19 protein-coding genes are annotated in these 21402 nt (G+C 59.7%); 10 read left to right on the forward strand and 9 right to left on the reverse strand.

Features of this window, described 5'->3' with window-relative positions:
• Positions 1-49: 49 nt before the first annotated feature.
• Entirely contained in the window at positions 50-955 is a 906-nt protein-coding gene (locus I5L79_RS02885) for a LysR family transcriptional regulator (protein WP_196953503.1), read from the reverse strand.
• A gap of 340 nt (positions 956-1295) precedes the next feature.
• Between I5L79_RS02885 and I5L79_RS02890 the strand changes: the two genes are divergently transcribed.
• Both I5L79_RS02890 and I5L79_RS02895 read left to right on the forward strand, forming a co-directional pair.
• The gene (locus tag I5L79_RS02890; protein WP_196953504.1) at positions 1296-1505 is read left to right on the forward strand and encodes a hypothetical protein; all 210 of its coding nucleotides are present in this window, start codon (positions 1296-1298) and stop codon (positions 1503-1505) included.
• Between the two features lie 196 nt (positions 1506-1701).
• On the forward strand, positions 1702-2298 hold the full coding sequence (locus tag I5L79_RS02895) for a Uma2 family endonuclease (protein ID WP_196953505.1): 597 nt from the start codon (positions 1702-1704) through the stop codon (positions 2296-2298).
• Positions 2299-2320: 22 nt separating this feature from the next.
• On the opposite strand, the gene I5L79_RS02900 is transcribed toward I5L79_RS02895, so the two are convergent.
• The 4 genes from I5L79_RS02900 to I5L79_RS02915 all read right to left on the reverse strand — a co-directional run bounded on the left by I5L79_RS02900 (position 2321) and on the right by I5L79_RS02915 (position 5041).
• Positions 2321-2752 carry a hypothetical protein gene (locus tag I5L79_RS02900; RefSeq protein ID WP_196953506.1) on the reverse strand — a complete coding sequence of 144 codons (432 nt, stop codon included), beginning with the start codon at positions 2750-2752 and terminating at the stop codon, positions 2321-2323.
• 120 nt (positions 2753-2872) lie between these two features.
• Positions 2873-3289 carry a hypothetical protein gene (locus tag I5L79_RS02905; protein WP_196953507.1) on the reverse strand — a complete coding sequence of 139 codons (417 nt, stop codon included), beginning with the start codon at positions 3287-3289 and terminating at the stop codon, positions 2873-2875.
• A gap of 519 nt (positions 3290-3808) precedes the next feature.
• Positions 3809-4363 carry a helix-turn-helix transcriptional regulator gene (locus tag I5L79_RS02910; RefSeq protein ID WP_196953508.1) on the reverse strand — a complete coding sequence of 185 codons (555 nt, stop codon included), beginning with the start codon at positions 4361-4363 and terminating at the stop codon, positions 3809-3811.
• 351 nt (positions 4364-4714) lie between these two features.
• Entirely contained in the window at positions 4715-5041 is a 327-nt protein-coding gene (locus I5L79_RS02915) for a DUF6678 family protein (RefSeq protein WP_196953509.1), read from the reverse strand.
• A gap of 113 nt (positions 5042-5154) precedes the next feature.
• On the opposite strand from I5L79_RS02915, the gene I5L79_RS02920 reads away from it, so the two are divergent.
• The 4 genes from I5L79_RS02920 (at position 5155) to pbpC (ending at position 14537) form a co-directional block, all read left to right on the forward strand.
• Positions 5155-10716 (forward strand): alpha-2-macroglobulin family protein, encoded by a 5562-nt coding sequence (locus I5L79_RS02920; RefSeq protein ID WP_196953510.1) that lies wholly within the window; start codon positions 5155-5157, stop codon positions 10714-10716.
• Positions 10717-10914: 198 nt separating this feature from the next.
• Positions 10915-11211 carry a hypothetical protein gene (locus I5L79_RS02925; RefSeq protein WP_196953511.1) on the forward strand — a complete coding sequence of 99 codons (297 nt, stop codon included), beginning with the start codon at positions 10915-10917 and terminating at the stop codon, positions 11209-11211.
• 143 nt (positions 11212-11354) lie between these two features.
• Entirely contained in the window at positions 11355-12122 is a 768-nt protein-coding gene (locus I5L79_RS02930) for a protease inhibitor I42 family protein (protein ID WP_196953512.1), read from the forward strand.
• 114 nt (positions 12123-12236) lie between these two features.
• Complete coding sequence (pbpC, locus tag I5L79_RS02935) at positions 12237-14537, forward strand: penicillin-binding protein 1C (protein WP_196953513.1); 2301 nt, start codon at positions 12237-12239, stop codon at positions 14535-14537.
• A 2-nt stretch (positions 14538-14539) separates the two neighbouring features.
• Here pbpC and I5L79_RS02940 read toward each other — a convergent pair whose 3' ends face one another.
• Positions 14540-14824 carry a hypothetical protein gene (locus I5L79_RS02940; protein WP_196953514.1) on the reverse strand — a complete coding sequence of 95 codons (285 nt, stop codon included), beginning with the start codon at positions 14822-14824 and terminating at the stop codon, positions 14540-14542.
• A 209-nt stretch (positions 14825-15033) separates the two neighbouring features.
• Between I5L79_RS02940 and I5L79_RS02945 the strand changes: the two genes are divergently transcribed.
• Positions 15034-15582 (forward strand): glycine zipper domain-containing protein, encoded by a 549-nt coding sequence (locus I5L79_RS02945; protein ID WP_196953515.1) that lies wholly within the window; start codon positions 15034-15036, stop codon positions 15580-15582.
• Between the two features lie 96 nt (positions 15583-15678).
• Complete coding sequence (locus I5L79_RS02950; RefSeq protein WP_196953516.1) at positions 15679-16146, forward strand: YybH family protein; 468 nt, start codon at positions 15679-15681, stop codon at positions 16144-16146.
• Between the two features lie 236 nt (positions 16147-16382).
• Here the strand turns inward: I5L79_RS02950 and I5L79_RS02955 are convergent, their stop codons facing one another.
• From I5L79_RS02955 to I5L79_RS02965, 3 genes are all read right to left on the reverse strand, one after another.
• Entirely contained in the window at positions 16383-16790 is a 408-nt protein-coding gene (locus tag I5L79_RS02955; protein ID WP_196953517.1) for a DUF779 domain-containing protein, read from the reverse strand.
• A gap of 19 nt (positions 16791-16809) precedes the next feature.
• Entirely contained in the window at positions 16810-17172 is a 363-nt protein-coding gene (locus I5L79_RS02960; protein ID WP_196953518.1) for a hypothetical protein, read from the reverse strand.
• A 175-nt stretch (positions 17173-17347) separates the two neighbouring features.
• Positions 17348-18874, reverse strand: a complete 1527-nt coding sequence (locus I5L79_RS02965; RefSeq protein ID WP_196953519.1) for an aldehyde dehydrogenase family protein — start codon at positions 18872-18874, stop codon at positions 17348-17350.
• Between the two features lie 203 nt (positions 18875-19077).
• Between I5L79_RS02965 and I5L79_RS02970 the strand changes: the two genes are divergently transcribed.
• Both I5L79_RS02970 and I5L79_RS02975 read left to right on the forward strand, forming a co-directional pair.
• The gene (locus I5L79_RS02970) at positions 19078-20007 is read left to right on the forward strand and encodes an AraC family transcriptional regulator (protein WP_196953520.1); all 930 of its coding nucleotides are present in this window, start codon (positions 19078-19080) and stop codon (positions 20005-20007) included.
• Between the two features lie 104 nt (positions 20008-20111).
• Entirely contained in the window at positions 20112-21326 is a 1215-nt protein-coding gene (locus I5L79_RS02975) for an MFS transporter (RefSeq protein WP_196953521.1), read from the forward strand.
• Positions 21327-21402: the final 76 nt, after the last annotated feature.

A 21402-nucleotide genomic window follows, 5' to 3' on the forward strand; every position in this document is an offset into this window, starting at 1 on the left:
CAAAGCTTCCTGTTCAGTATGCCGAACGCAAATGGCCTTATGGAATAGCCTATGCCTGCTTGGAATAATACCGTTTGGTGAACTGCACGAAGGTTTTGTAGGGGAGGTTGTTTTCGGTTCCCTTGCGCTGCACAAAATCGAAGTGGCGCACCATGCGCAGGTCCCGGATAGGGACTTCCCGCAGCTCGCCCGAAGCCAGCTCTTTCATCACGGCCTGCCGGGGCAGAAAGGCCAGGCAGGTATCCACGCGCACAAAGTTTTTCAGGGCCTCGGTGCCGCCCAGCCGCACTTTCACCGGCAGGTTCGTCAGCTTGATGTTTCGCTCGGCCAGGGCCTGCTCCAGCACAGCCAGAGTGCCCGAGCCCTGCTCCCGCAAAGCCAGCGGGGTGTGGTACAGGTCCTGAACTGCCAGCTCGTCCGGCAGCCCGGGGTGGCGCGCCGAGCACACGGCCACTACTTCATCCGTGAGCAGGGGCGTGTACGTCACGTTGCTGACCTTGTGAATGCCTTCGATGATGCCCAGGTCGATTTCGTGCTCCAGCAGGGCTTTGAGGATATTCTCGCTGTTGCGGTTTTTGAGGGTGAGCTGGGTGCCCGGGTAGCGCTGCAGGTAGGCCGAAAGCACCGGCGGAATAACGTACAGGGAAATGGTGGTGCTGGCTCCGATAACCATGCGCACCTGCGGGCTAAAGCCCGGACTTACCTCGGCAAACTGCTGGTGCAGCTCGTGCTGAAGCTGCTTGGCAAGCAGTAGTTTCCGGTAAAGCAGTTCTCCGGCGGGTGTCAGGGCCACACTGTTGCCAAGGCGCTCAAACAAGCCCGTTTTATAGTGCTCTTCCAGGGCTTTCACCTGCTTGCTCACGGCCGACTGACTCAGAAACAACGTCTGCCCGGCTTTGGTAAAGCTAAGCTGCCGGGCTACTTCCAGAAATACTTCGTGGGGATGGGAAAGCATGACTGCAAGGTACAACTTGCCCAGAGCAGCGGCCGACGATGCAACACCGGACTCACATCTTGGGCAGCAAACCTACTTCTGTGGGCAGCATGCTTGCGTCAGCTAAGCAACTCAGAGCCCTAAGTCACCCAATATGGGTGATAAGGGGAGCTCAGACAAACCCCTATAAACCCGTAATTCATACTAGAAACGCGGTTTTATCTGGCTATTGTATAACGGGCAAAGGACCTGCCACATCATCATGTGATTGTACTTAGCCAACAATGCACTGTAATATTGTGACGTAATCAGCGCACTACTACGGCGCACTTCTTCGCTTCACACTTCTTCTCCATACGCTATGAAAACTTTCGCCTCCCTCCTCGTTGTTGCCCTGCTGGCTTCCGCTCCCCTCCACGCTACTCAGGCTGCTGCGCCTGAAAAAGCTCCTTCCGCTACCACTTCTCTCACGGCGAAGCTGCCGCTGTTTGGGAAGAAGTCAATCGAGAAGAGCCGCGTGAGCAAGCGCAAGCAAACCCTGCGCCGCCGCAAGCGCATGTTCAGCTTCTAGGCAACAGTCCTTTTACTGGTTGGTGAGCCAGGTGATGTGCCCGCCGTTCTTTTTTCTCCGCCTGCAAGCGACATGAGAAGAAGAACGGCGGGCTTGCTCGTTAACAACCGCAGGCTTTGGTTGACAGCGGATGGCACAACGTCGTCTGTGCGTTGCGAACCGTATCTTTACCTTAAGCATCAACCGCCGCCCCACTATGCCGCCTATCACCGATATTTCCCAGCTCGACCTCACTAAAACCTACACCTACGCCGACTACCTCACCTGGCAGCTGGACGAGTTTATTGAGCTCATCAAAGGCAAAGTACGGCGGATGAGCCCTGCGCCCAGGGTAGCGCATCAACGGATTTCCAGTCGGTTTACCGGCATGATTTACTCGCTTCTGGCGCACCGCGGGTGCGAGGTCTTTCATGCGCCTTTTGATGTGCGCCTGATCAAAGCCACGCCCAACGGCGACGCGCAGGTAACCACCGTGGTACAGCCCGACATCTGCGTGGTCTGCGACTCGCAGAAGCTGGATGAGCGCGGCTGCCTCGGCGTCCCCGACTGGATTATCGAAATCGTGAGCCCCGGCAACGTCAGCCACGATACCAAGAGCAAGTTCGACCTCTACGAGGAAAACGGTGTGCTGGAATACTGGATTGTGTTTCCCGGCGAGAAGACGGTTTCCGTGTTCGTGCTGCACGAAGGCCGCTACCAGCCCCGCGGCGACTTCTACACCCCCGGCCTCATCCCCGTGCATACGCTCCCGGAGTTCAGCATTGAGTGGTCAGAGGTGTTTGAGGGGGTGTGAGTGAAGCTAAACTTCGATTCACTCAGAATACGTGTATTTCCTGCAACTCAAGCGACACACATTCCGGCATATATAGCACATTGAAGGAGGCAGTGAGGTCACTCCACTCCCCGTTCAGTGGCAAGCTAAACCAGATTTCCGCTACTATCAGTGTATTTTCTATGCTATGCTTTCGTGGCATATGGAAATCTACATCTGCATATGGGCTCCCGTTCCGTTCTTTGGCTTCGTCGATAGAAGTTACTTTGAATTTTTCAACCTCAGGATCCATTTCCACGATTCCATATCCGTAAATGACATCACGCATTAGCTCAGGCGTCCACGCATAGTAGGGGTGTTGGTATGTAAAGTGAAAGGCGTCCTCGTAGCGTTCCTCTTCCAGCAGCCTCACCCATGTGCGCACTGACTCTAATAATCCCTCATCCGAAATATCTAAGGGTAATATAACTGGCATTCTTGCAGATCAATGAGTGAGAGGAAAACAAAATATACGGCAAGTACTGCAAAAAGCCCTTCAAAGGCACCAATCCCCACGATGGCGCCCCCGAAGGGCTGATGCGTGCTATATCAAATGCTACAGCGCGGCTTTGCGCGCCTCCACCTCGGATTTAAGGGCGGCGTTTTCGGCCAGCTCCCGGGTGATGCAGTTCAGCTCGTAGAGGCGCTTGAACTGCGCTACCACGCCCGTGGCCCCGGTGGCTTGCTGCTGGTTGAGCACGTAGATGCGATACTCCAGGCGTTTGTGCTCCCGCTCGTTCTTCTTTTTGGTAGGGCCCTCGGTCATGCTGGCTAGCAGCGTGGTCAGGGTATTGTATTCGGCCGTAGCGCCGGTCAGCTCGGCGCTTTTCTCGGTGGCCCGGTCGCTGCCCATGGTGTGCAGGCGCTGCAGCTGGGTTTGCCGGTACTCCAGGTCGGCGCGCTCTTCGGCGGCTTCTTCCAGCACCAAGTCACAGTCGGCCTTGGAAGTCAATGAATTCACAGGGTATGCCATGGAGGGTAAGTAAATAAATGTGGAGAAAGTGAAGAGCAGTGTGGGGTGCTGCCCGCCCCACTAAAACGCCACAGGATCAGCCACATTGCTTACACAAAGCGAAATATTTTCTATATACCATACATGTGTTAATCAGTGGCTATGCCAGCCGCTTAACGTAGCGCTACCTGTCGTGCGTAGGGTGCGAGGCTTGTCCCCGCCCGTTGTTGCCCGATTACTCGCTAACGGCACGCCCGACGGGCGGGGACAAGCCCCGCACCCTACCACCTTTTCGCAATTCACTTCCCCACGAATTTAAGTGGGGATAGAGCCCCCGCAACTGGCGCGAGTTTAGCGCAGCGTAACTCGTGATATGCCATGGCGAGCTTTCAGCTCGTCCATCTACGTTAACCCACCCAAACGGCACGGAACCAGCTTGCCGCGCTGCGGCAGTGGAGCTACAAGCTCCACCTAATGGCTGAGCACGAGTTACGCTCCGCTAAACTCGCGCCAGTCGTACGCTGCCAGGGACACCAGTCTTCACACCCCCGCCGCCTCCGCCAGGTAAGCCGCCAGGGCAGCGGCCTCGGCGCGCAGGCCGGCCAGGCGGGCCGCCATCAGCCGGTGCTGGGCGGGGCTGCCTTCGCCTTCCAGGGCGCCTTCGGCCTCGGCCGTGACGGCGGCCACCCACAGCCGCTGCCGCTCGGCTTCGGGGGGCAGCGTGGCCAGCAGCTTGGGCGCGGCCCGTAGCCAGTCGAAAGCCCTAGCGGCGCGGGCTTGGCCCCGCGCCAGCCGGCGGGCGAGCTGCTCGGCCTCATAGGCCACGGCCGTGGCCCGGGTTTGCAGAGGTGCTAGGCCGGCGGGCAGCAAGGGCGCGGCCGGCACGGGCGGACCGGGTACCGGCAGTGCCTGCGCCAGCCACGCAACAATTAAACCGGCCGCCGGTGGCAATACTCGTTGGTTGGCTTCTATCTTCGTGACCAGATGGCGCGACACGCCCAGGGCCCCAGCCAGCTGCTCCTGTGTCAGGCCCAGCCCCGTGCGAATCAGCGAAAGGTAGTGCGGCACGGCCGTCACACGCAGAGAACGGGGCATAGTATTGAATTGTCTCCTTATTCCTTGTCGTCAAATATAAGGAGACATTGTATTTGTCTCGCTAGTCGTTGGTTTCTCTTTTAAGGAGACATTTGCTTCTTTTGGTCTTTACGGAATCCGAACGAAGATCAAAAGGCCGTCATGCTGAGCGAAGTCGAAGCATGACGGATTGATTGAGGATGTTGCAGAATTTGTAGCTAGTGTAAGCTTTCAGCCCGCCTGCCTGAACCGACTATCCAAACAGCGCGGTAGTAGTTTGCCGCTTTGCGGCAGTAGAGCGACAAGCTCTACCTCATGGGGCTAAATAAGAGTTACGCTGCGCTAAACTCGCACCAGCCAAGCAGGCTCCAGCTACTGCAATTCTTTCCCACTAATGCGGATTATGCCTTTGACTACCTGATAGTCAATTTCTTCTTCTTTCAATCCCTGAATGATATCATCTATAACAACAGTTACCTTAGGTGGAACCAGCCTTCCAATATGGGTTATCACGATAGGATCAAATTCTATCCATTCAACATCAGCAATTCTTTCTGGCCCCGATACTTCAATATAACCTGGAACGGGCAAGCCAGATCCACCTCGCCATTCAGTTGGCAGGTCTTCGTCACATGACTTTAGCCTGATCTTACAGCACGTTCTTTCTATTAAGCTTTGTATAACTATCAGCTTATCCATACCCTGCTACGTCAGTTAATGCATGTAAATATTCTACCTCAAACCTATACAAAACCTAGCACAAACGCCCTTTTTCTATACCTTCCGGCCTTCATTCAAGCTCCTCCCTATCCATGCTATCGAAAACTGTTTCTCGCCTGCCGCTGCTGGTGCTGCTGGCGTTGCTGTGTGCCTGCTCCAAGCTGGGCTCCGACGCTAGCCAAGACCCTAATGGCGAGGAAATTGACCCGTACCAGAACTTGGTATTTCAGTTCGCGGATGCCGTAGTAACGCCCGAGCTGCAGGACCGCTGGGACACGGTGCAGGTGGTGAAGTTCGAGCCCGCCGTGCGCGGCAAGTTCAAGTGGAACTCCGATAGGGAGCTGATTTTCTCGCCCAGCACGCCGTTCCGGCCCAGCACTTCCTTCAAGGCCACCCTACAAACCGATGCCCTGCCGGAGGGCAAGCGCAACGTGGAGTTGCCCGAGAACCGCCAGAAATTCCACACGCCCTACCTGGAGCTACAGGAGCCGCAGGCGTTCTGGGGCCGCTCGGAGCGGGCCGCCGGCACCGCCGAGATGCGCGTGGAGCTGCCCTTCAACTACCCCGTGAAGCCCGCCGACGTGAAGCCCCTGCTGCGCGTAACTCAGGACGGGCAGCCCGTGGCCTTCGAGGTGGCAGGCAACGAGCCGGGCCAGACGGTGCGCGTGAGCCTCAACCAGCAGGTGCGCCCCGGCTCCCCGCTCACGGTGGCCCTGGCCCAGGGCCTGCACGCCGTAGGCAGCGACCAGCCCTCCAAAGCCGACTACGAAAAGCAGGTAGAAGTACCCGACCCGCAGGCCCTGGAAGTGCGCTCCATCACGGGCACGCTCCAGTCGGCCGACCCAATTATAACCATCCTCACCAACCAGCCCGTCACGACAGTGGATTTGCAGAGCGCCCTGTCGGTGTCGCCGCAGGTGGCCTACGAGGTGGAGGAGTTGGAAAACGGCTTCCGGCTCAAGGGCGGCTTCGAGGTGGGCAAGAGCTACCAGGTGAGCTTGCGCCAGGGCCTGCGCGGCGGCTTGGGCGGCATCCTCAACGAGAACTTCACCCAGACGGTGAGCTTCTCCGATGAGCGGCCCACCATTTCCTTTGCCAGCGCCGAGAAGGCCATGTACCTCGATGCCCTGGGCTCCCGCAACCTGGGCGTGCGCATCAACGAGGTGGGCCAGGTGAAAGTGACCATTGCCAAGGTGTACGCCAACAACATCCAGCAACTTTTGCGCGGGGGCACCCAGTACGGCTACCCCGGCTACGATGGCGAAGACTCCGAAGGCTACGAGGAAGAAAGTGAGGACGGCGAGTACGTGGACCGCTCCTACCAGTACTACGACGTGGAGAACCTGGGCAACGTCCTCACCGAGCGCACCTACACCGTGTCGGGCCTGCCGAAGGCCCAGGGGCTGCGGCTACTGAATCTGAACCTGAAAGACCTGGAGTTTGCAGGCGGGCTGAAGGGCCTATACATTATCAAAGTGCAGGACACCGAGCGGCAGTGGCTGCAGGTAAGCAAGCTGGTGGCCGTGTCGGACATCGGGCTGATTGTAAAGCAAGGCAAGGCCGGCAGCACGCTGGTGTTTGCCAACTCCATCCGCAACGCCAAGGCGCTGAGTGGGGTGGAAATGCGCTTTATCAGCACCAACAACCAAGTGATGGGCACCGGCATCACCAACCGCGACGGCGTGGCCAAGTTCGACAGCACCGCCGCCAACGGCCGCTTCAAGCTGGGCATGGTGATGGCGCAGCAGGGCTCCGACTTCACCTTCCTCGATTTGAGCCGCAGCCGGGTGGAAACCTCCCGCTTCGAGGTGGGCGGGCTGCAAAGCAATGCCGCCCGCTACCAAGCCTTCCTCTACGGCGACCGGGACCTGTACCGCCCCGGCGACACCATCCAAACCAATACCGTCATCCGCACTGAGGACTGGCAGGCCCCGCGCAAGGGCCTGCCGGTGAAAATCCGGCTGTTGCTGCCCACGGGCAAGGAGTACGCCAGCCTGCAGAAAAAGCTGAACGCGGCCGGCTCGTTTGAGGCGCGCTTCCTGCTGCCCCCGGCCGTGATGACGGGCCTCTACACCCTGGAAGTGCTGACCGGCAACGACGTGCTGCTGGCTTCGCGCAAGCTCTCGGTGGAGGAGTTTATTCCGGACCGCATGAAGGTGACGGTGAAAGCCGACCGCACCGTAGCCAAGCCCGGGCAGACGGTATCGGCAAATATTACGGCCCAGAACCTGTTTGGCCCGCCCGCCGCCGACCGCAAGTTTGAGGTGGAATTCTCCCTCAAGGAGAAGAGCTTTAGCCCGAAAGGCTACGAGCAGTACACCTTCGCCATCAACAGCGGCGACAAGCAGCGCGGGGCCTACGGCGACCTGGAATCGACGCCCATTTCCAACCGCTTCGAGAAAACCACCCGCGAAGGCACCACCGACGCCAACGGCCGTGGCACCGCCACCTACGAAGTCCCCGACTACACCGACCTGGGCATTCTGGAAGGGGCGGCCTTCACTACCGTGTTCGATGAAACCGGCCGCCCCGTAAACCGCCTCGCTACCTTCGAGGTGCAAACCCAGCCGGTGCTGTTCGGTATCCGGAGCGCCGATGACCTGGTGAGCACCGGCAAGCCCCTGGCCGTGCAGCTGGCGGCCCTTACCCAGGCTGGCAAGCCTACGTCAGCCCAGGCCCGGGTATCCATCGTGCGCCTGCTCTGGGAAACGGTGATTGAGCGCCAGGGCGGCCGCTACATCTACAACTCGCAGAAGCGCGAGCAGCTGGTGCTCAACCGCACCGTGACGGTAGCCAGCGGCGGCTCCGATGCCGGCCTGGGGTTCTCGCCCACCTACTCCGGCGAGTACGAAATCCGGGTTTCCCGGCCGGGTGCGGTTACCTACGTGGCCCGGCGCGTGTACGCCTACGGCTACGGCGACACCCAGAGCAACTCCTTCGAGGTAAATAACGAGGGCGAGGTGACCATTGAGGCTGATAAGCCCAAGTACGAGCCCGGCGAAACCGCCCACTTACTGCTGAAAACGCCCTTCCCCGGCCGTGTGCTCGTGACCGTGGAGCGCGACCGGGTGCTCGAACACTTCTACGTGAACACCGACGAGAAATCGGCGAAGGTGGACGTGGCAATTCGCGGCAACCACGTGCCCAACATCTACGTGACGGCCACCGCCATCCGCGAAATCAAGGACAACCGCCTGCCGCTGACGGTAGCCCGGGGCTTCGTGCCGCTCACGGTAGAAAAGCCCGGCGCCCGCCTGCAGGTAGCCATTAAAGCGCCTGCGCAGAGCCGCTCCCGCACTTCCCAGCTGATTGAGGTAACCACCGCGCCCGGCGCGCAGGTGACGCTGGCGATAGTAGACGAGGGCATTCTACAGATGAAGGACTACCGCACGCCCGACCCCTACGGCTACTTCTACCAGAAGCGGGCCCTGGAAGTGCAGGCCTACGACGTGTACCCCTTCCTGCTGCCCGAGCTGGGCTCCAGCTCCACCGGTGGCGACGGCTACGACCTCTCGCGCCGCACCACGCCCGTCCCCAACCGCCGCGTGCGCCTGCTCGCCAAGTGGAGCGGCGTGCTCACCGCCGATGCCAGCGGCAAGGTGCGCTACAAGCTGCAGGTGCCCCAGTTCAGCGGGGCCATCCGTATCATGGCCGTGGCCTACAAAGACGATGCCTTCGGCTCGGCCGAGCACACCATGAAAGTGGCTGACCCGGTGGTTATTTCAACCGCCCTCCCCCGCTTCCTCAGCCCCGGCGACACAATTGATGTGCCCGTCACGCTGACGAATACGACAAAAGCCGCAATGGATTTTTCACGCGCTATTCAAGTAACAGGCCCTGCGGAACTGGTAGATGCACCGGCTGCCCAGATGAATAGTCGAGGCGAAGCAACTTGGCAGAACCACGCTGAACTGGGAAGCCTGCCACCTAATACTGAGAAACGATTTTTGTATAGAATAGCTGCAAAGCGGGCTATTGGTAACGTAACGATTAAAGTTACGGTTGGTAAAACCACATCCAATGGTAAAATTGACCCTCTTTCTACCGAAACCATTGAGCTACCCGTTCGTCCTGCTTCGCCGCTGCAGAAGCGTACCGGCAGTGGCGTGGTGGCGGGCGGCACCAATCAGCAGTTGAATCTGAAAACCGACTTCCTGCCTTCCTCCCTGCGGAGTCAGCTGGTGGTGAGCCGCTCGCCGATGACGGAGTTTTCCAAGGACCTGCGCTACCTGCTGCAGTATCCCTACGGCTGCCTGGAGCAAACCGTGTCGGCCGCTTTCCCACAGCTGTACTATGGGGATTTGGCCGCTACCCTGGGCCAGAAAACCGGTAAAACGGGCAAGGCTGGCCTGTTCAACCCCAACTACCACGTGCAGGAAGCCATCCGCAAGGTGGAAGCCCAGCAGATGTACAACGGCTCCCTCAGCTACTGGCCCGGCGGCGAGTACGACAACTGGTGGGCCACCACCTACGCCGCGCACTTCCTGCTGGAAGCCCAGCAAGCCGGCTTCGACGTGAACAAGAACCTGCTCGATAGAGTGTTGCGCTACCTGCAGGCCCGGGTGCGCAAGCGCGAAACCGACACCTACAACATCATCCAGACCGGCGGGGTGATTCAGCCCGTGACGCTGGCGAAAAAGGAAATTGCCTACTCCCTCTACGTGCTGGCCCTGGCCGGCCGCCCCGACGCCGTGGGGTTGAACTACTACAAAGCCAACCGCCCCCAACTGGCCGAGGATTCGCGCTACCTGCTGGCGGCGGCCTTCGCCCTGAGCGGCAACCAGCGCGGCTACCAAAGCACCGTGCCCACCCGCCTCGGCGCTTCGCCCAGCATTGCCGGCCGCCAGCTCGATGGGGCCTTCTCCTCCCCCATCCGCGACGAGGCCCTGGTGCTCAACGCCCTGCTCGCCGCCGACCCGGCCAACCCGCAGGTAACCACGCTGGCCCGCCAGCTCAGCCGCCAGGTAAAGCAGGCCGGCTGGCTCAACACCCAGGAGCGGGCCTTCTCCCTGCTGGCCCTGGGCAAGCTGGCGAAGAAAAACGCGGGCAGCACCGTTGTGGCTAGCCTGTTGGCCGATGGCAAGGCCATTGGCAATTTCTCGGGCAAGGACCTCACGGTAAGCAACGTGGCCAACCGCCAGCTGGCTCTGCGCACCAGCGGCAAGGGCAGCCTGTACTACTTCTGGGAAACGGAAGGCATTTCGCCCACCGGCCAGGTGCGCGAGGAAGATGCCTACCTGCAGGTACGCCGCCAGTTCCTGGACCGCAGCGGGTCACCCGTCGGTAGCACCAGCTTCCGGCAGAACGATTTGGTGGTGGTCAAAATCACCATCCAGTCGGCGGAAACGGCCGGGGAAGTGAAGAACGTGGCCATTACCGACCTGCTGCCCGCCGGTCTGGAAATCGAGAACCCGCGCATCGGGGCGGTGCGCGACCTGGCCTGGGCTACCGACGCCGCCCAACCCGACTACCTCGACGTGCGCGACGACCGGATCAACTTGTTCACTACCGTCACTACCGCGCCCAAGTCGTTCTACTACCTCTGCCGGGCGGTTTCCAAAGGCACCTTCAAGCTCGGCCCCGTCAGCGCCGATGCCATGTACAACGCCGAGTACCACAGCTACAACGGCGCCGGCGTAGTGCGCGTGCGGTAGTTATTGTCTGGTGCCTTGGCCCGTCATGCTGAGCGGAGCCGAAGCATCTCTACCGCTTCGTTACATCGTTCGGTAGAGATGCTTCGACTCCGCTCAGCATGACGGTCTAATTTCAGGACGTTCTGATCTTCAACTGATACAACAGACTCCTTTCTCTCAATGGTAAACCTACGTGTCGTACTGATTTCTATCCTCGTTATGTTTTTGGGCCTGATTCTGTGGATGGGCTACTACTACTTCTTCCATACTGATGGGCAGGGCCGGGTAACGCGGGAAGCCGACAGCCCCGAAGCCGCAGCCCAGGGTCAGCAAACCCTGCAGCGCGCCGATGCCCTCATCAACGAGCGGCAATACGGCCCGGCCAAAGCCCTGCTCGACTCGCTTCGGGATGCGGATCTGAACCCGGCCTTCTTTATCAGCACCGAGGACCTGGAGCAGCGCTTCGATACGCTGCGGCGGCGCAGCTACCGGGAGAAGCAGCCCAATAGAATCTGAACCGTGGCCTTTGCTTAGGCTCCATCTAATGCCTTTTTCCGAAAGCTCGGCCGCAGCTTTTCCCGGATGCCTGCGTAGAGAAGTTGCGTTCGGCCGCTGTTTCAGCGGATTAGCCGGATGATACTCCCCTACGTCCGTTTCAGATGAAGCTGTTACTCACTTACGTCCGGCGTTTTCTTTGCGTGCGTATGCTGCTCGTGGCCGGGCTGGCAACGCCTACCGCCGCCCTAGCCGACATCGTCACGCTTAATGCCAACGACAACGGCAAGCAGGTGCAGCTCAACGTGGGCGACCAGCTTATTCTCCGGTTGCCTACCATCTCCCCGCGCTTCGGCTGGCGCCTGACACAAACCTATCCGGGGCAGTTGACGGTCACGAGTACGCATACGCTGCCAGGCTTGAGCAGCGGTGTGCCGGGTGCGCCGGCTACCTTCGAAATTCACTTCCAGGCCGTAGGCACCGGCGGCCTCGACTTGGCTCTGGTATCGGCCCAGCCGGGGAGCGGCTACGCAGCTTTGGGGGGCTTTTTCCACGTCTTCATCACTATTGATAAGCCCGGCGTAGCCAAAAACGTGAACATCACGGAGTATGGCAACCACAGCCGGGTGAAAGTAAACCAGGGCGACCAGCTGCTCATCCGCCTCGACAATACCGTGGGCTCACAGTACACCTGGGAAGTGCTGCCCCTCGACGACAGCGTGCTGCAGGTTCTGCCCACCCCAGTCGAGAAGCCAACGAAGAAGCCCAAAAAGCGCAAAGCCGGCAGCGAGGACGATGTTACGTTCCAGTTTCAGGCCTTGAAGCCGGGCCGCACCACACTGCGCTTTCTCTACCGCAACGCCACCAGCAATGAGGCGCCGCCCAAGCGCGACTTCGAAGTAGATGTGGAAGTACCAGAGCCGCCTAAATAAACGCGTGTACTAGCGTAGCGGCTGGATTTTGCGAGTACAGATTCATTCAGCTTGGTACGGGCGAAAAAGCACGTCCTGCGTAGTGCCAGCCGCAGCCTAAGCCTATCTTTGCTTATGGCTCGGCAACTGGCAGTACGAATTTCGGTGATAGTGCTGGTCGCCTTGGGAGGGCTTCTGGCGCTGGATTTCCTGTTTCCGCTGCCCCCCGCGCCGCAGTACTCGCCCATTGTGCTGGCCGCCGATGGCTCAGTGCTGCATGCCTACCTCAACCCCACCCAGAAGTGGCGGATGAAAACCGAGCTACGCGAGATTACGCCGGTGCTGCGCAAGGCCATTATCGAGAAGGAAGACCGGTGGTTTCGGTGGCACTTCGGGGTGAACCCCGTGGCCCTGGTGCAGGCCGCCGGGCGCAACCTGTTCGGCACGGGGCGCACTACGGGAGCCAGCACCATCACCATGCAGGTGGCCCGCCTGCTGGAGCCCAAGGAGCGCACCTTTGGCAACAAGCTGCTGGAAATGCTACGCGCTACCCAGCTGGAAGCGCACTACAGCAAGGATGAGATTCTGCAGCTTTACCTGAACCTGGTGCCCTACGGCGGCAACGTGGAAGGCGTGAAATCAGCCGCGCTACTCTACTTCCAGCAAACGCCCGACTACCTTTCCCTGGCGCAAACCGTCACGCTGGCCATCATCCCCAACCGCCCACGGGGGCTGGTGCTGGGCAAAGACAACGCGGCCGTGCTGCAGGAGCGCAACCGGTGGCTACGGCGCTTCGGAGCGGCCGGGCTGTTTCCAAAAGACGATGTGGCAGATGCCCTGCTGGAGCCCTTGGACGTAGAGCGCCACGCCGCGCCTGTGCTGGCCCCTCACCTTTCGCGGCGGCTGGTGCGGCAGTTTCCGCGGCAGGCCATTATCCGCAGCAGCTTGCAGCGCGCCAAGCAAAGCAAGGCCGAGGATCTGACGCGCAACTACGTGCGACGCCTCCACGAACTGGGCATCACCCAGGCCTCGGTGCTGGTGGTGAACAACCGCACCCGGCAGGTGGAAGCCTACGTGGGCTCGGCCGATTTTCGGGACTTCGCCGGTCAGGGACAGAACGACGGGGTGGTGGCCGTCCGCTCCCCGGGTAGTACGCTTAAGCCGTTTTTGTATGCCCTGGCCATGGACCGGGGCCTCGTCACGCCTAAGCTCCTGCTGCCCGATGTGCCCACCAACTTCCAGGGCTATCGGCCAGAGAACTTCGACAAGCACTGCAACGGGGAGGTGACGCTGGAGCGGGCCCTGGCTTTTTCGCTCAACATCCCAGCCGTACGCGTACTCAATCAACTGGGCGTGCCTACCTTCACCGATAAACTGCGGCAGGCTGGTTTCCAGAGTGTGACGCGCAACCGCGCTAGGCTGGGCCTGAGCAGCATCCTGGGCGGCTGCGGGGCTAGCCTGGAGGAGCTGACCAACCTCTACGTGACGCTGGCCGATGCCGGAAAGTACGCGAAGCTGCGTTTCACCACTACCTCGGCGGAAGACCAGAAAGCCGTACTCCTTTCCGAATCTTCTGCTTTTCTCACCACCGACATCCTGGCTCAGTTAACCCGCCCCGACCTGCCGCTGGGCGCGGCCAGCTCCATGCGCCTGCCCAAAGTGGCCTGGAAAACCGGCACCAGCTACGGCCGCCGCGACGCCTGGAGCATCGGCTATAACCGTCAGTACACCATTGGCGTGTGGGTAGGCAACTTCAGCGGGCAGGGCAGCCCGGCCCTCACGGGCGCCGATGTAGCCACGCCGCTGCTGTTCGACCTATTTAACACGCTGGCCTACAACTCCCCTAACGACTGGTTTGTGCCGCCCGCCGCGCTGGACTTCCGGCTGGTATGCGCCGAAAGCGGGCTGGTGCCGGGGGAGCACTGCCCCAACCAGGTTATCGACTACTTCCTGCCCAGCATTTCAAACGGGCTCCGGTGCCAACACCTGCGGGAAGTCCTAGTGTCGGCGGATGGGAACTTTACGTACTGCCGCACCTGCGCCCCGGCGGCGGGCTACCGGCGGGAGCTATACCCAAATTTGCTACCGGAAGTGGCCGCGTACAAGGAAGCCCAGGGCATTCCGTACCGCCGGCTGCCGCCCCACAACCCGCAGTGCCAGCTGGTGCGCGGCACCGAGCGGGCGCCCACCATTACTTCCCCGGCCGCCAATACCGAGTACGTGCTTAACCGCCACGAGCAGCAGCAACTGCTGCTTTCCTGCACCACCGACAACGAAGTGCGCCAGGTGCACTGGTACGTGAACGACAAGTTTCTGCGCACCGCCGCCGCCACCGAGCGGGTGTTCTTCCGGCCCCAGCCCGGGCCGCTCAAAATCTCCTGCGCCGACGACCACGGCCGCAACACCGACGTGCTGGTGACTGTAACCGAAATGTGAGCTTACCAGCCCGCTTCCTCGCCCGCCCACCACACCTCGGTGCCGGCGGGCACGGGCGCGGCTTCAGCGTGGGTTAGCAGCAGCGCCCGGACGGTTGAGCTTTCAATTGTTGCGGTGGCCTCTCTCGACACTTCCTCAACTGTGGCGGTGGCAGCTTCCGCGCGCCCATCGGGGTAGCGCAGTTGTACGGCCAGGGCGCTATATAAAGCCAGTTCGCTCAGTACCGATGACGGGTTTTCGGGGAGTAATAACACCCCCAAACCGGGCAGGCTAAAACTTTTTTCCACGTGAAGCAGGCAATGTTCCGTCATACAAGTCTGTACGTAATTATTGGCGGTTTTAGCGCTTTAAGTGGCTATTTCCGTTATATAAAACCAATTATATATAACTAGCAGAAACCCGAACCCAACGGTTGTTCGGGCCGTACTGGCATGGTGCTTGTAAAATACCTCCCAGAATCAACAAGTACACCTCCGACCTTTAACAGTCTTTCGTCATGAAAAAGATCAGCTGGATTTTCGCCCTCGTAATATTGTTCACCTCAGTTTTTGGTGAGTCTGCCCATGCGCAGGATAAAAAGAAAGTAAGCCCGCAGGCCAAAGGCGCCATCATTGGTGGCCTGGGTGGGGCCGCAGCCGGCGCCATCATTCATAAGCGCAACCGGGTTGTAGGGGGCGCAGTAGGTGGTGCCGCCGGTGCCGGCGTAGGCTACGTGATTGGAAAGCGCGTCGACAACAAGCGCAAGGCCGAAGCCGCCCGCGTAGCTGCTGCCAACCAGGCTGCCGCCGACCGCGCCGCTTACCGGGCCAGCGTAACCCGCGCCAACCAAACTAAAACCACTACGGTAGCTACCAAAACTTCTGCCGCTGCTCCCATGGCCCTGGCTGCCGGTGCCGGCGTAGGTGCTACCATGCTGTATGATGCCAATGGCAACCCTGTACCGTACGGTGCCAGCGCCAATGGCCTTGCCTACCTGCCCAACGACTCCTACGGTGACCGTGACTCGGCGTATCCCGATTCGCAGGTTCGTCGCAAGAGCTGGTAATTGCTCCCGAGCCTTCCTATTTCCAAACCCAGGCCTGCGGGCCTGGGTTTTCTGGTTCTTTTCTCTCCCTTTCTCCCTCACCAACACCCTGTTCTCATGCGTTACTCCCTCCTGGCAGGCATCGGTTTTGCTTTGCTGAGCGCCTGCACCCAAACCAAGAAAGAAGACACCGCCGCGGCCGTCGACATCCACGCCCTCAACCAGCAATTCATTGGCGCCTGGAACAGCCGCAACACCACCCAGCTGGACACGCTGCTGGCTGATGATGTGCAGTACCTGCAAGGCGAGTCGCACTTCAGTGGCAAGTCGGAAGTATCGGACAAGTGGATCCGCGAAACCGTGGGCACCATCAACGACCTCAAGCTGAGTCCCGTGAGCTCCGGCAACGACGCCGCCACCGCCTATGAGGCTGGCACTTTTGAAGTGGAAGTAGTGCCCGAAGACCGCACCCAGCCCCGTGGCATTGGCGAAGGCAACTTCATTCTGCTGTGGAAGAAGAACGCCAAAAACGCTTGGAAGCTGAGCTACGCCCAACTCGAAGGCCTGCCGGTACGGGTGAAGTAACCGTTGCTGCCCTTATCATAAACAAAGAATGCCTCGCCGGCCAAGCCAGCGGGGCATTCTTTGTTTATTTTGCCTGACTTAAGGGTAATCAAAGCCCGTTGTCCTGCTGAGCGGAGCCGAAGCATCTCTACCGCTTCGCCTACCGGAACTCAACGAAGCGGTAGAGATGCTTCGACTCCGCTCAGCAGGACGTTCAGGAGGTGTACTGTGTGCTATGCGGTTGTTGTTCACACTGCTTAGTCTACAACGTGCTCTAAGTATTCTTCCCCATCGTACACTGGGGCCATGTTTTTCTCTTCTTCCTCGGTAAATAGGCGGGAGCGAATCAGGAAACGTACGCCCAGCGGAATTTCCAGGGAGAAGCTGGCCCCACGGCCCTTCACCACGTCTACCGTGAGCTGGGTGTGCTGCCAGTAGGCAAACTGAGCGGCACTCATGAAAAAGTCGCAGCCGTGAATCTGGCCCAGCCACACGTCGTTGGTGCCCACCCGAAACTCGCCCTTGGCAAAACACATGGGCGAAGACCCGTCGCAGCAGCCGCCACTTTGATGAAACATGAGTGGGCCGTGCTCCTCGCGCAGCACATCAATGGTAGCTTCGGCAGCTGGTGTTATGAGGACTCGGGAAGCAGGTCGTTGGGACATCGTTTTAATTATTGGGAGGCTATTTAAGCGGCCACGGTTTGACTAATTCAGCGCGGGTGTAGGTGTATACAATACCAGTTTGCAGATTCTGTACCCGTACGATGCCGCGTGTTTTTGCGCGCAAATTGTACCGAACGTTGTGGGCTGGGTCGTAGAGAATTTCCCAGTCGCCAGCACTGCTCTTTGTCCCTCCGCCTAGTTGAGGAGAAGGTATAGGCTGCGGCTGTGTTTTCAATAACTCGGCTGACTGCGTGTGTTCTGTCTTCTGAAGCACCCAGTCGGGATTTTTCTGGCCCGGCAAAGGCAACTCCTGTCCTTGTGCCTTCAGACTAAAACCTAGTATTACGGCGGCTGCAACAGCATATTTTTCGATAGTCCTCATATACTCCAACTTGTTAGTGAGCATCGTTTCAATTGACGTACAAGGCTTTTGCTATGTTGCGTTGCACACTCCACTATCAACCTGACCAAGGGCATAAAACTAACGAGCTGCTGTTTCACTGGCATAAAGTATACCCCATGAAACAGCAGCTCGTTAGCTCCCTACTTACATCTGCCTAAAAGAAACCTAGCTTCTGCTGGCTGTAGCTGATGAGCATGTTTTTGTTCTGGCGGTAGTGGGCCAGCATCATCTTATGGTTTTCGCGCCCGAAGCCCGACGATTTGTAGCCGCCGAAGGGCGCGCCGGCGGGGTAGTCGTGGTAGCAGTTCACCCACACGCGGCCGGCCTGAATGGCGCGGGGCACCTGGTACAGCTCGTGGGCGTCGCGCGTCCAGACGCCGGCCCCGAGGCCGTAGAGCGTGTCGTTGGCAATTTCAATGGCCTCTTCGGTGGTTTTAAAAGTCGTCACAGAGACTACCGGGCCGAAGATTTCCTCCTGGAAGATGCGCATTTTGTTGTGGCCCCGGAAGATGGTGGGCTGGATGTAGTAGCCCTCGGCCAGGGCGCCGTCTTCCTGCGAGTAGACCTCGCCGCCGGTCAGCACCTCGGCCCCTTCGGCCTTGCCGATTTCCAGGTAGCTCAGAATTTTCTCAAACTGGTCGTTGCTGGCCTGGGCGCCCATCATGGTTTCCATATCCAGGGGGTTGCCCAGCTTGATGGCCTTCACGCGGGCCACCACGCGCTCCATGAACTCATCGTAGATGTCTTCGTGCACCAGCATGCGCGAGGGACAAGTGCAGATTTCGCCTTGGTTGAGAGCAAACATCACGGCACCCTCAATGGCTTTATCGAGGAAGTCATCGTCGGCATCTAGCACGCTTTTGAAGAAGATGTTCGGCGACTTGCCGCCCAGCTCCATCGTCACGGGAATCAGGTTTTCGGCGGCGTACTGCATGATGAGGCGGCCGGTGGTAGTTTCGCCGGTGAAGGAAGCCTTCTGGATGCGCGGGGACGAGGCCAGTGGCTTGCCGGCCTCCAGCCCGAAGCCATTCACCACGTTCACCACGCCGGCGGGCAGCACGTCCTGAAGCAGCTCCATCAGCACCATAATGCTGGAGGGCGTTTGCTCGGCGGGCTTCATCACCACGGTACAGCCGGCGGCCAGGGCCGGAGCCAGCTTCCAGGTCGCCATCAGGAGCGGGAAGTTCCAGGGAATAATCTGCCCAATCACGCCCAGCGGCTCGTTGATGTTCATCGATACCGTTGTCGAGTTCAGCTCCGTCACGTTGCCTTCCTCGGCCCGGATTACGCTGGCGAAGTAGCGGAAGTGGTCCACCACCAGGGGCAAATCGGCCAGGGTGGTTTCGCGGATGGGCTTGCCGTTTTCCACGCACTCCACGGCGGCCAGGTGGGGCAGGTTTTCCTCGATGATATTGGCAATCTTGTTGAGCAGGTTGCTGCGCTCCGTGGCCGAGGTTTTGCCGTAGGTTTCGAAGGCCGCGTGGGCCGCATCGAGGGCCAGTTCAATGTCTTCCTTGGTGCTGCGGGCTACTTTGGTGAAGACCTTGCCGTCGATGGGCGAAATATTGTCGAAGTACTGGCCCTTTACCGGGGCCACCCATTTGCCGCCGATGAAGTTATCATAGTGCGACTTGAACTTGGGACGGGCAACGAGCGTGGTGGGTTTTTCGAGGGTTTCCATGCTGGTGGAAGTTGAGGGGTTTTCGGATAGTCCAAGCTAGGGCCTTTGCGGGCCGAAATAGGTGTAGTATTCTCTCACAAAAGCCGCCTATCGTCGCAACTTCTACCTTCAGCTATGGTTCAGCTATAGACGGCTTAGTGAGGACTCACTATCTTGTCATTCGCCTGATCGTTGTTTCATCGGTTTGTTTAGCTGAACTTCGTATGTCAACCGCTCATCTACCCGCCCCCATTGCGCTGCGCCCGCCCCAGCAGCTTACGTCGTTGGTTGAAAACCGCACGGTGTACTCGCTGGAGGCCTTTGAGCTGAACGTGTTCGAAACCCACCGCCAAGCCCACCAAGTGCCACTGAGCATGGGCCATGTGGTGCTGACCACCATGCTACGCGGCAAAAAGGTGATGCACCTGGCCGGCCGCCCGTCCTTCGAGTACTTGCCCGGGGAGTCGGTGGTAGTAGGCGAAAACGAGACGATGGTTATCGACTTTCCTGAGGCCGATGAGGCGCGGCCCACCCAGTGCCTGGCCGTGGCTATTCCCACGGATACTATTCGGCAGACAGTGGACTTACTGAATGAGGAGCAGCCCCGCGCCGAGGCCCACCTGCCCTGGCACCTCGACACCACCGACCACGCCCACTTTCAGAACACGCCCGAACTAACCGGCACCCTGGAGCGGCTGGTGCAGCTTTCCCACGATACCGGCCGCGTGAAGGACGTGCTGGCAGGCTTCACCATTCAGGAAATGCTCGTGCGCCTGATGCAGACCCAGGCCCGGCAGCTGCTGTTTCATAACTACCAGCGGCACGCCACCTCCCACCGTTTCGCGGCCGTGGTGCAGTACATCAAGCAGCACCTCACCGAGCAGATTACCGTGGAGAAGCTCTCGGAGCTGGCCTGCATGAGCAAGGCTACGTTCTTCCGGGTATTCAAGCGGGAGCTGGGCCTCACGCCGGTGGAGTACATCATTCAGGAGCGGCTTGCCGAAGCCAAGCGCCTGCTGCGCAACCCCGTAGCTACCGTCGCCGACGTGTGCTTCCGGGCGGGCTTCAACAACACAGCCTACTTTCAGAAGCTTTTCAAGCAGTACGAAGGCATCACGCCGGGCCTGTATAAGAAACAATGTGTAGCCAGCTAGGTCACTTCGGCTACCACTGCTGCATTGCAACCTTCCGCGTCGAAATCGGTTAGTAGGGGCTGTTTGGCCAGCCGCCACCCTGCGGCTTCCGACGGTATCTGCTTATGCCTTCTCCGATTCCTGCGGCGGCTTCTGCACCCGCCGAAAAGCTAACGTCCCCAACCACTCCCCCACTCGCGCCCGGCCTGGTTTGGCTGATGGCCGTGACCTGTGGGCTGGTAGTGGCCAACATCTACTACAACCAGCCCCTGCTGGCCGAAATAGCCCGCGACTTCCGCCTTTCCGAAAGCCAGGCTAGCCTAGTAGCCACCACCACGCAGGTGGGCTACACGCTGGGCTTGCTGTTTGTGGTACCCCTCGGGGATAAGCGCGAGCGAAAAAGCCTGATTCTGGGGCTGCTGCTGTGTGCGGCGGTGTGCATGGCGGGGGCAGCTTTTGCACCCTCGTTTCTCATGCTGGTAGGCGCCAGCTTGCTAATCGGGCTGTTTTCGGCGGTGCCGCAGCTACTGATACCCATGGCAGCTTCGTTGGCCAGTGAAGAAGAGCGGGGCCGGGTGGTGGGCCGCATCATGAGTGGCCTGCTGATTGGCGTACTCCTCTCCCGCACCATCAGCGGCTACGTGGGCGCGCACTTCGGCTGGCGCACCATGTTCTGGGTGGGCGCCGCCGTGATGGTGTTCATCACCGCGGTGCTGGCCCGGATGCTTCCGCGCAATCAGCCGCACTTTCCCGGCAGCTATGGCAGTTTGCTTCGCTCCCTAAGCTCCCTCATTCGTGATTTGCCGGTGTTGCGCCGCTCGGCCCTGGTGGGCTTGTGCTTGTTTGCCGGCTTCAGCGCGTTCTGGACTACGCTCGTGTTTTTCCTGGAAAGCCCCGCCTACCACTACGGCAGCGAAGTTGCGGGCTTGTTTGGCCTCATCGGGGCCAGCGGTGCCTTTGCCGCTTCCTTCGCCGGCAAGTCCGCCGACCGCAAAGGCCCCGACTATGCCCTGAACCTGGGCGTGCTCTTGTTTATGGGCGCCTACGTTGTGCTGGCTTTTGGCGGGCAGTATTTATTAGTATTGGTACTGGGCGTGCTGGTACTGGATGTGGGCCAGCAGATGGCGCACATTTCCAACCAGGCCCGTATTTTCTCTTTGCTGCCCGAGGCCCGCAGCCGCCTCAATACTGTGTACATGACGGCTTGCTTTATTGGGGCTTCGCTGGGCTCTTTGCTAGGCGGGCAGGCCTGGGCGCTTTTCCACTGGTGGGGCGTATGCGGGCTGGGGCTGGCTTTTGTCGCGGCCGCCTACTTCGTCAACCGTTGGTACGGCCGGTAGCCGCTGACTTGCGATGATTTTCACCCACAAAAAAGCCCTGACCAGCAATGGCCAGGGCTTTTTTACAATGGATGAG

Source organism: Hymenobacter guriensis, from assembly GCF_015773195.1.
In the GTDB taxonomy this organism is placed as follows: Bacteria; Bacteroidota; Bacteroidia; order Cytophagales; family Hymenobacteraceae; genus Hymenobacter; species Hymenobacter guriensis.

Coding starts and splice junctions, on each gene's coding strand:
- I5L79_RS02925 (WP_196953511.1), top strand. CDS start 10,915: ATGTTTTTGGGCCTGATTCTGTGGATGGGCTACTACTACTTCTTCCAT.
- I5L79_RS02895 (WP_196953505.1), top strand. CDS start 1,702: ATGCCGCCTATCACCGATATTTCCCAGCTCGACCTCACTAAAACCTAC.
- I5L79_RS02915 (WP_196953509.1), bottom strand. CDS start 5,041: ATGGATAAGCTGATAGTTATACAAAGCTTAATAGAAAGAACGTGCTGT.
- I5L79_RS02930 (WP_196953512.1), top strand. CDS start 11,355: ATGAAGCTGTTACTCACTTACGTCCGGCGTTTTCTTTGCGTGCGTATG.
- I5L79_RS02970 (WP_196953520.1), top strand. CDS start 19,078: ATGTCAACCGCTCATCTACCCGCCCCCATTGCGCTGCGCCCGCCCCAG.
- I5L79_RS02900 (WP_196953506.1), bottom strand. CDS start 2,752: ATGCCAGTTATATTACCCTTAGATATTTCGGATGAGGGATTATTAGAG.
- I5L79_RS02955 (WP_196953517.1), bottom strand. CDS start 16,790: ATGTCCCAACGACCTGCTTCCCGAGTCCTCATAACACCAGCTGCCGAA.
- I5L79_RS02960 (WP_196953518.1), bottom strand. CDS start 17,172: ATGAGGACTATCGAAAAATATGCTGTTGCAGCCGCCGTAATACTAGGT.
- I5L79_RS02945 (WP_196953515.1), top strand. CDS start 15,034: ATGAAAAAGATCAGCTGGATTTTCGCCCTCGTAATATTGTTCACCTCA.
- I5L79_RS02950 (WP_196953516.1), top strand. CDS start 15,679: ATGCGTTACTCCCTCCTGGCAGGCATCGGTTTTGCTTTGCTGAGCGCC.
- pbpC (WP_196953513.1), top strand. CDS start 12,237: ATGGCTCGGCAACTGGCAGTACGAATTTCGGTGATAGTGCTGGTCGCC.
- I5L79_RS02885 (WP_196953503.1), bottom strand. CDS start 955: ATGCTTTCCCATCCCCACGAAGTATTTCTGGAAGTAGCCCGGCAGCTT.
- I5L79_RS02905 (WP_196953507.1), bottom strand. CDS start 3,289: ATGGCATACCCTGTGAATTCATTGACTTCCAAGGCCGACTGTGACTTG.
- I5L79_RS02965 (WP_196953519.1), bottom strand. CDS start 18,874: ATGGAAACCCTCGAAAAACCCACCACGCTCGTTGCCCGTCCCAAGTTC.
- I5L79_RS02975 (WP_196953521.1), top strand. CDS start 20,112: ATGCCTTCTCCGATTCCTGCGGCGGCTTCTGCACCCGCCGAAAAGCTA.
- I5L79_RS02910 (WP_196953508.1), bottom strand. CDS start 4,363: ATGCCCCGTTCTCTGCGTGTGACGGCCGTGCCGCACTACCTTTCGCTG.
- I5L79_RS02920 (WP_196953510.1), top strand. CDS start 5,155: ATGCTATCGAAAACTGTTTCTCGCCTGCCGCTGCTGGTGCTGCTGGCG.
- I5L79_RS02890 (WP_196953504.1), top strand. CDS start 1,296: ATGAAAACTTTCGCCTCCCTCCTCGTTGTTGCCCTGCTGGCTTCCGCT.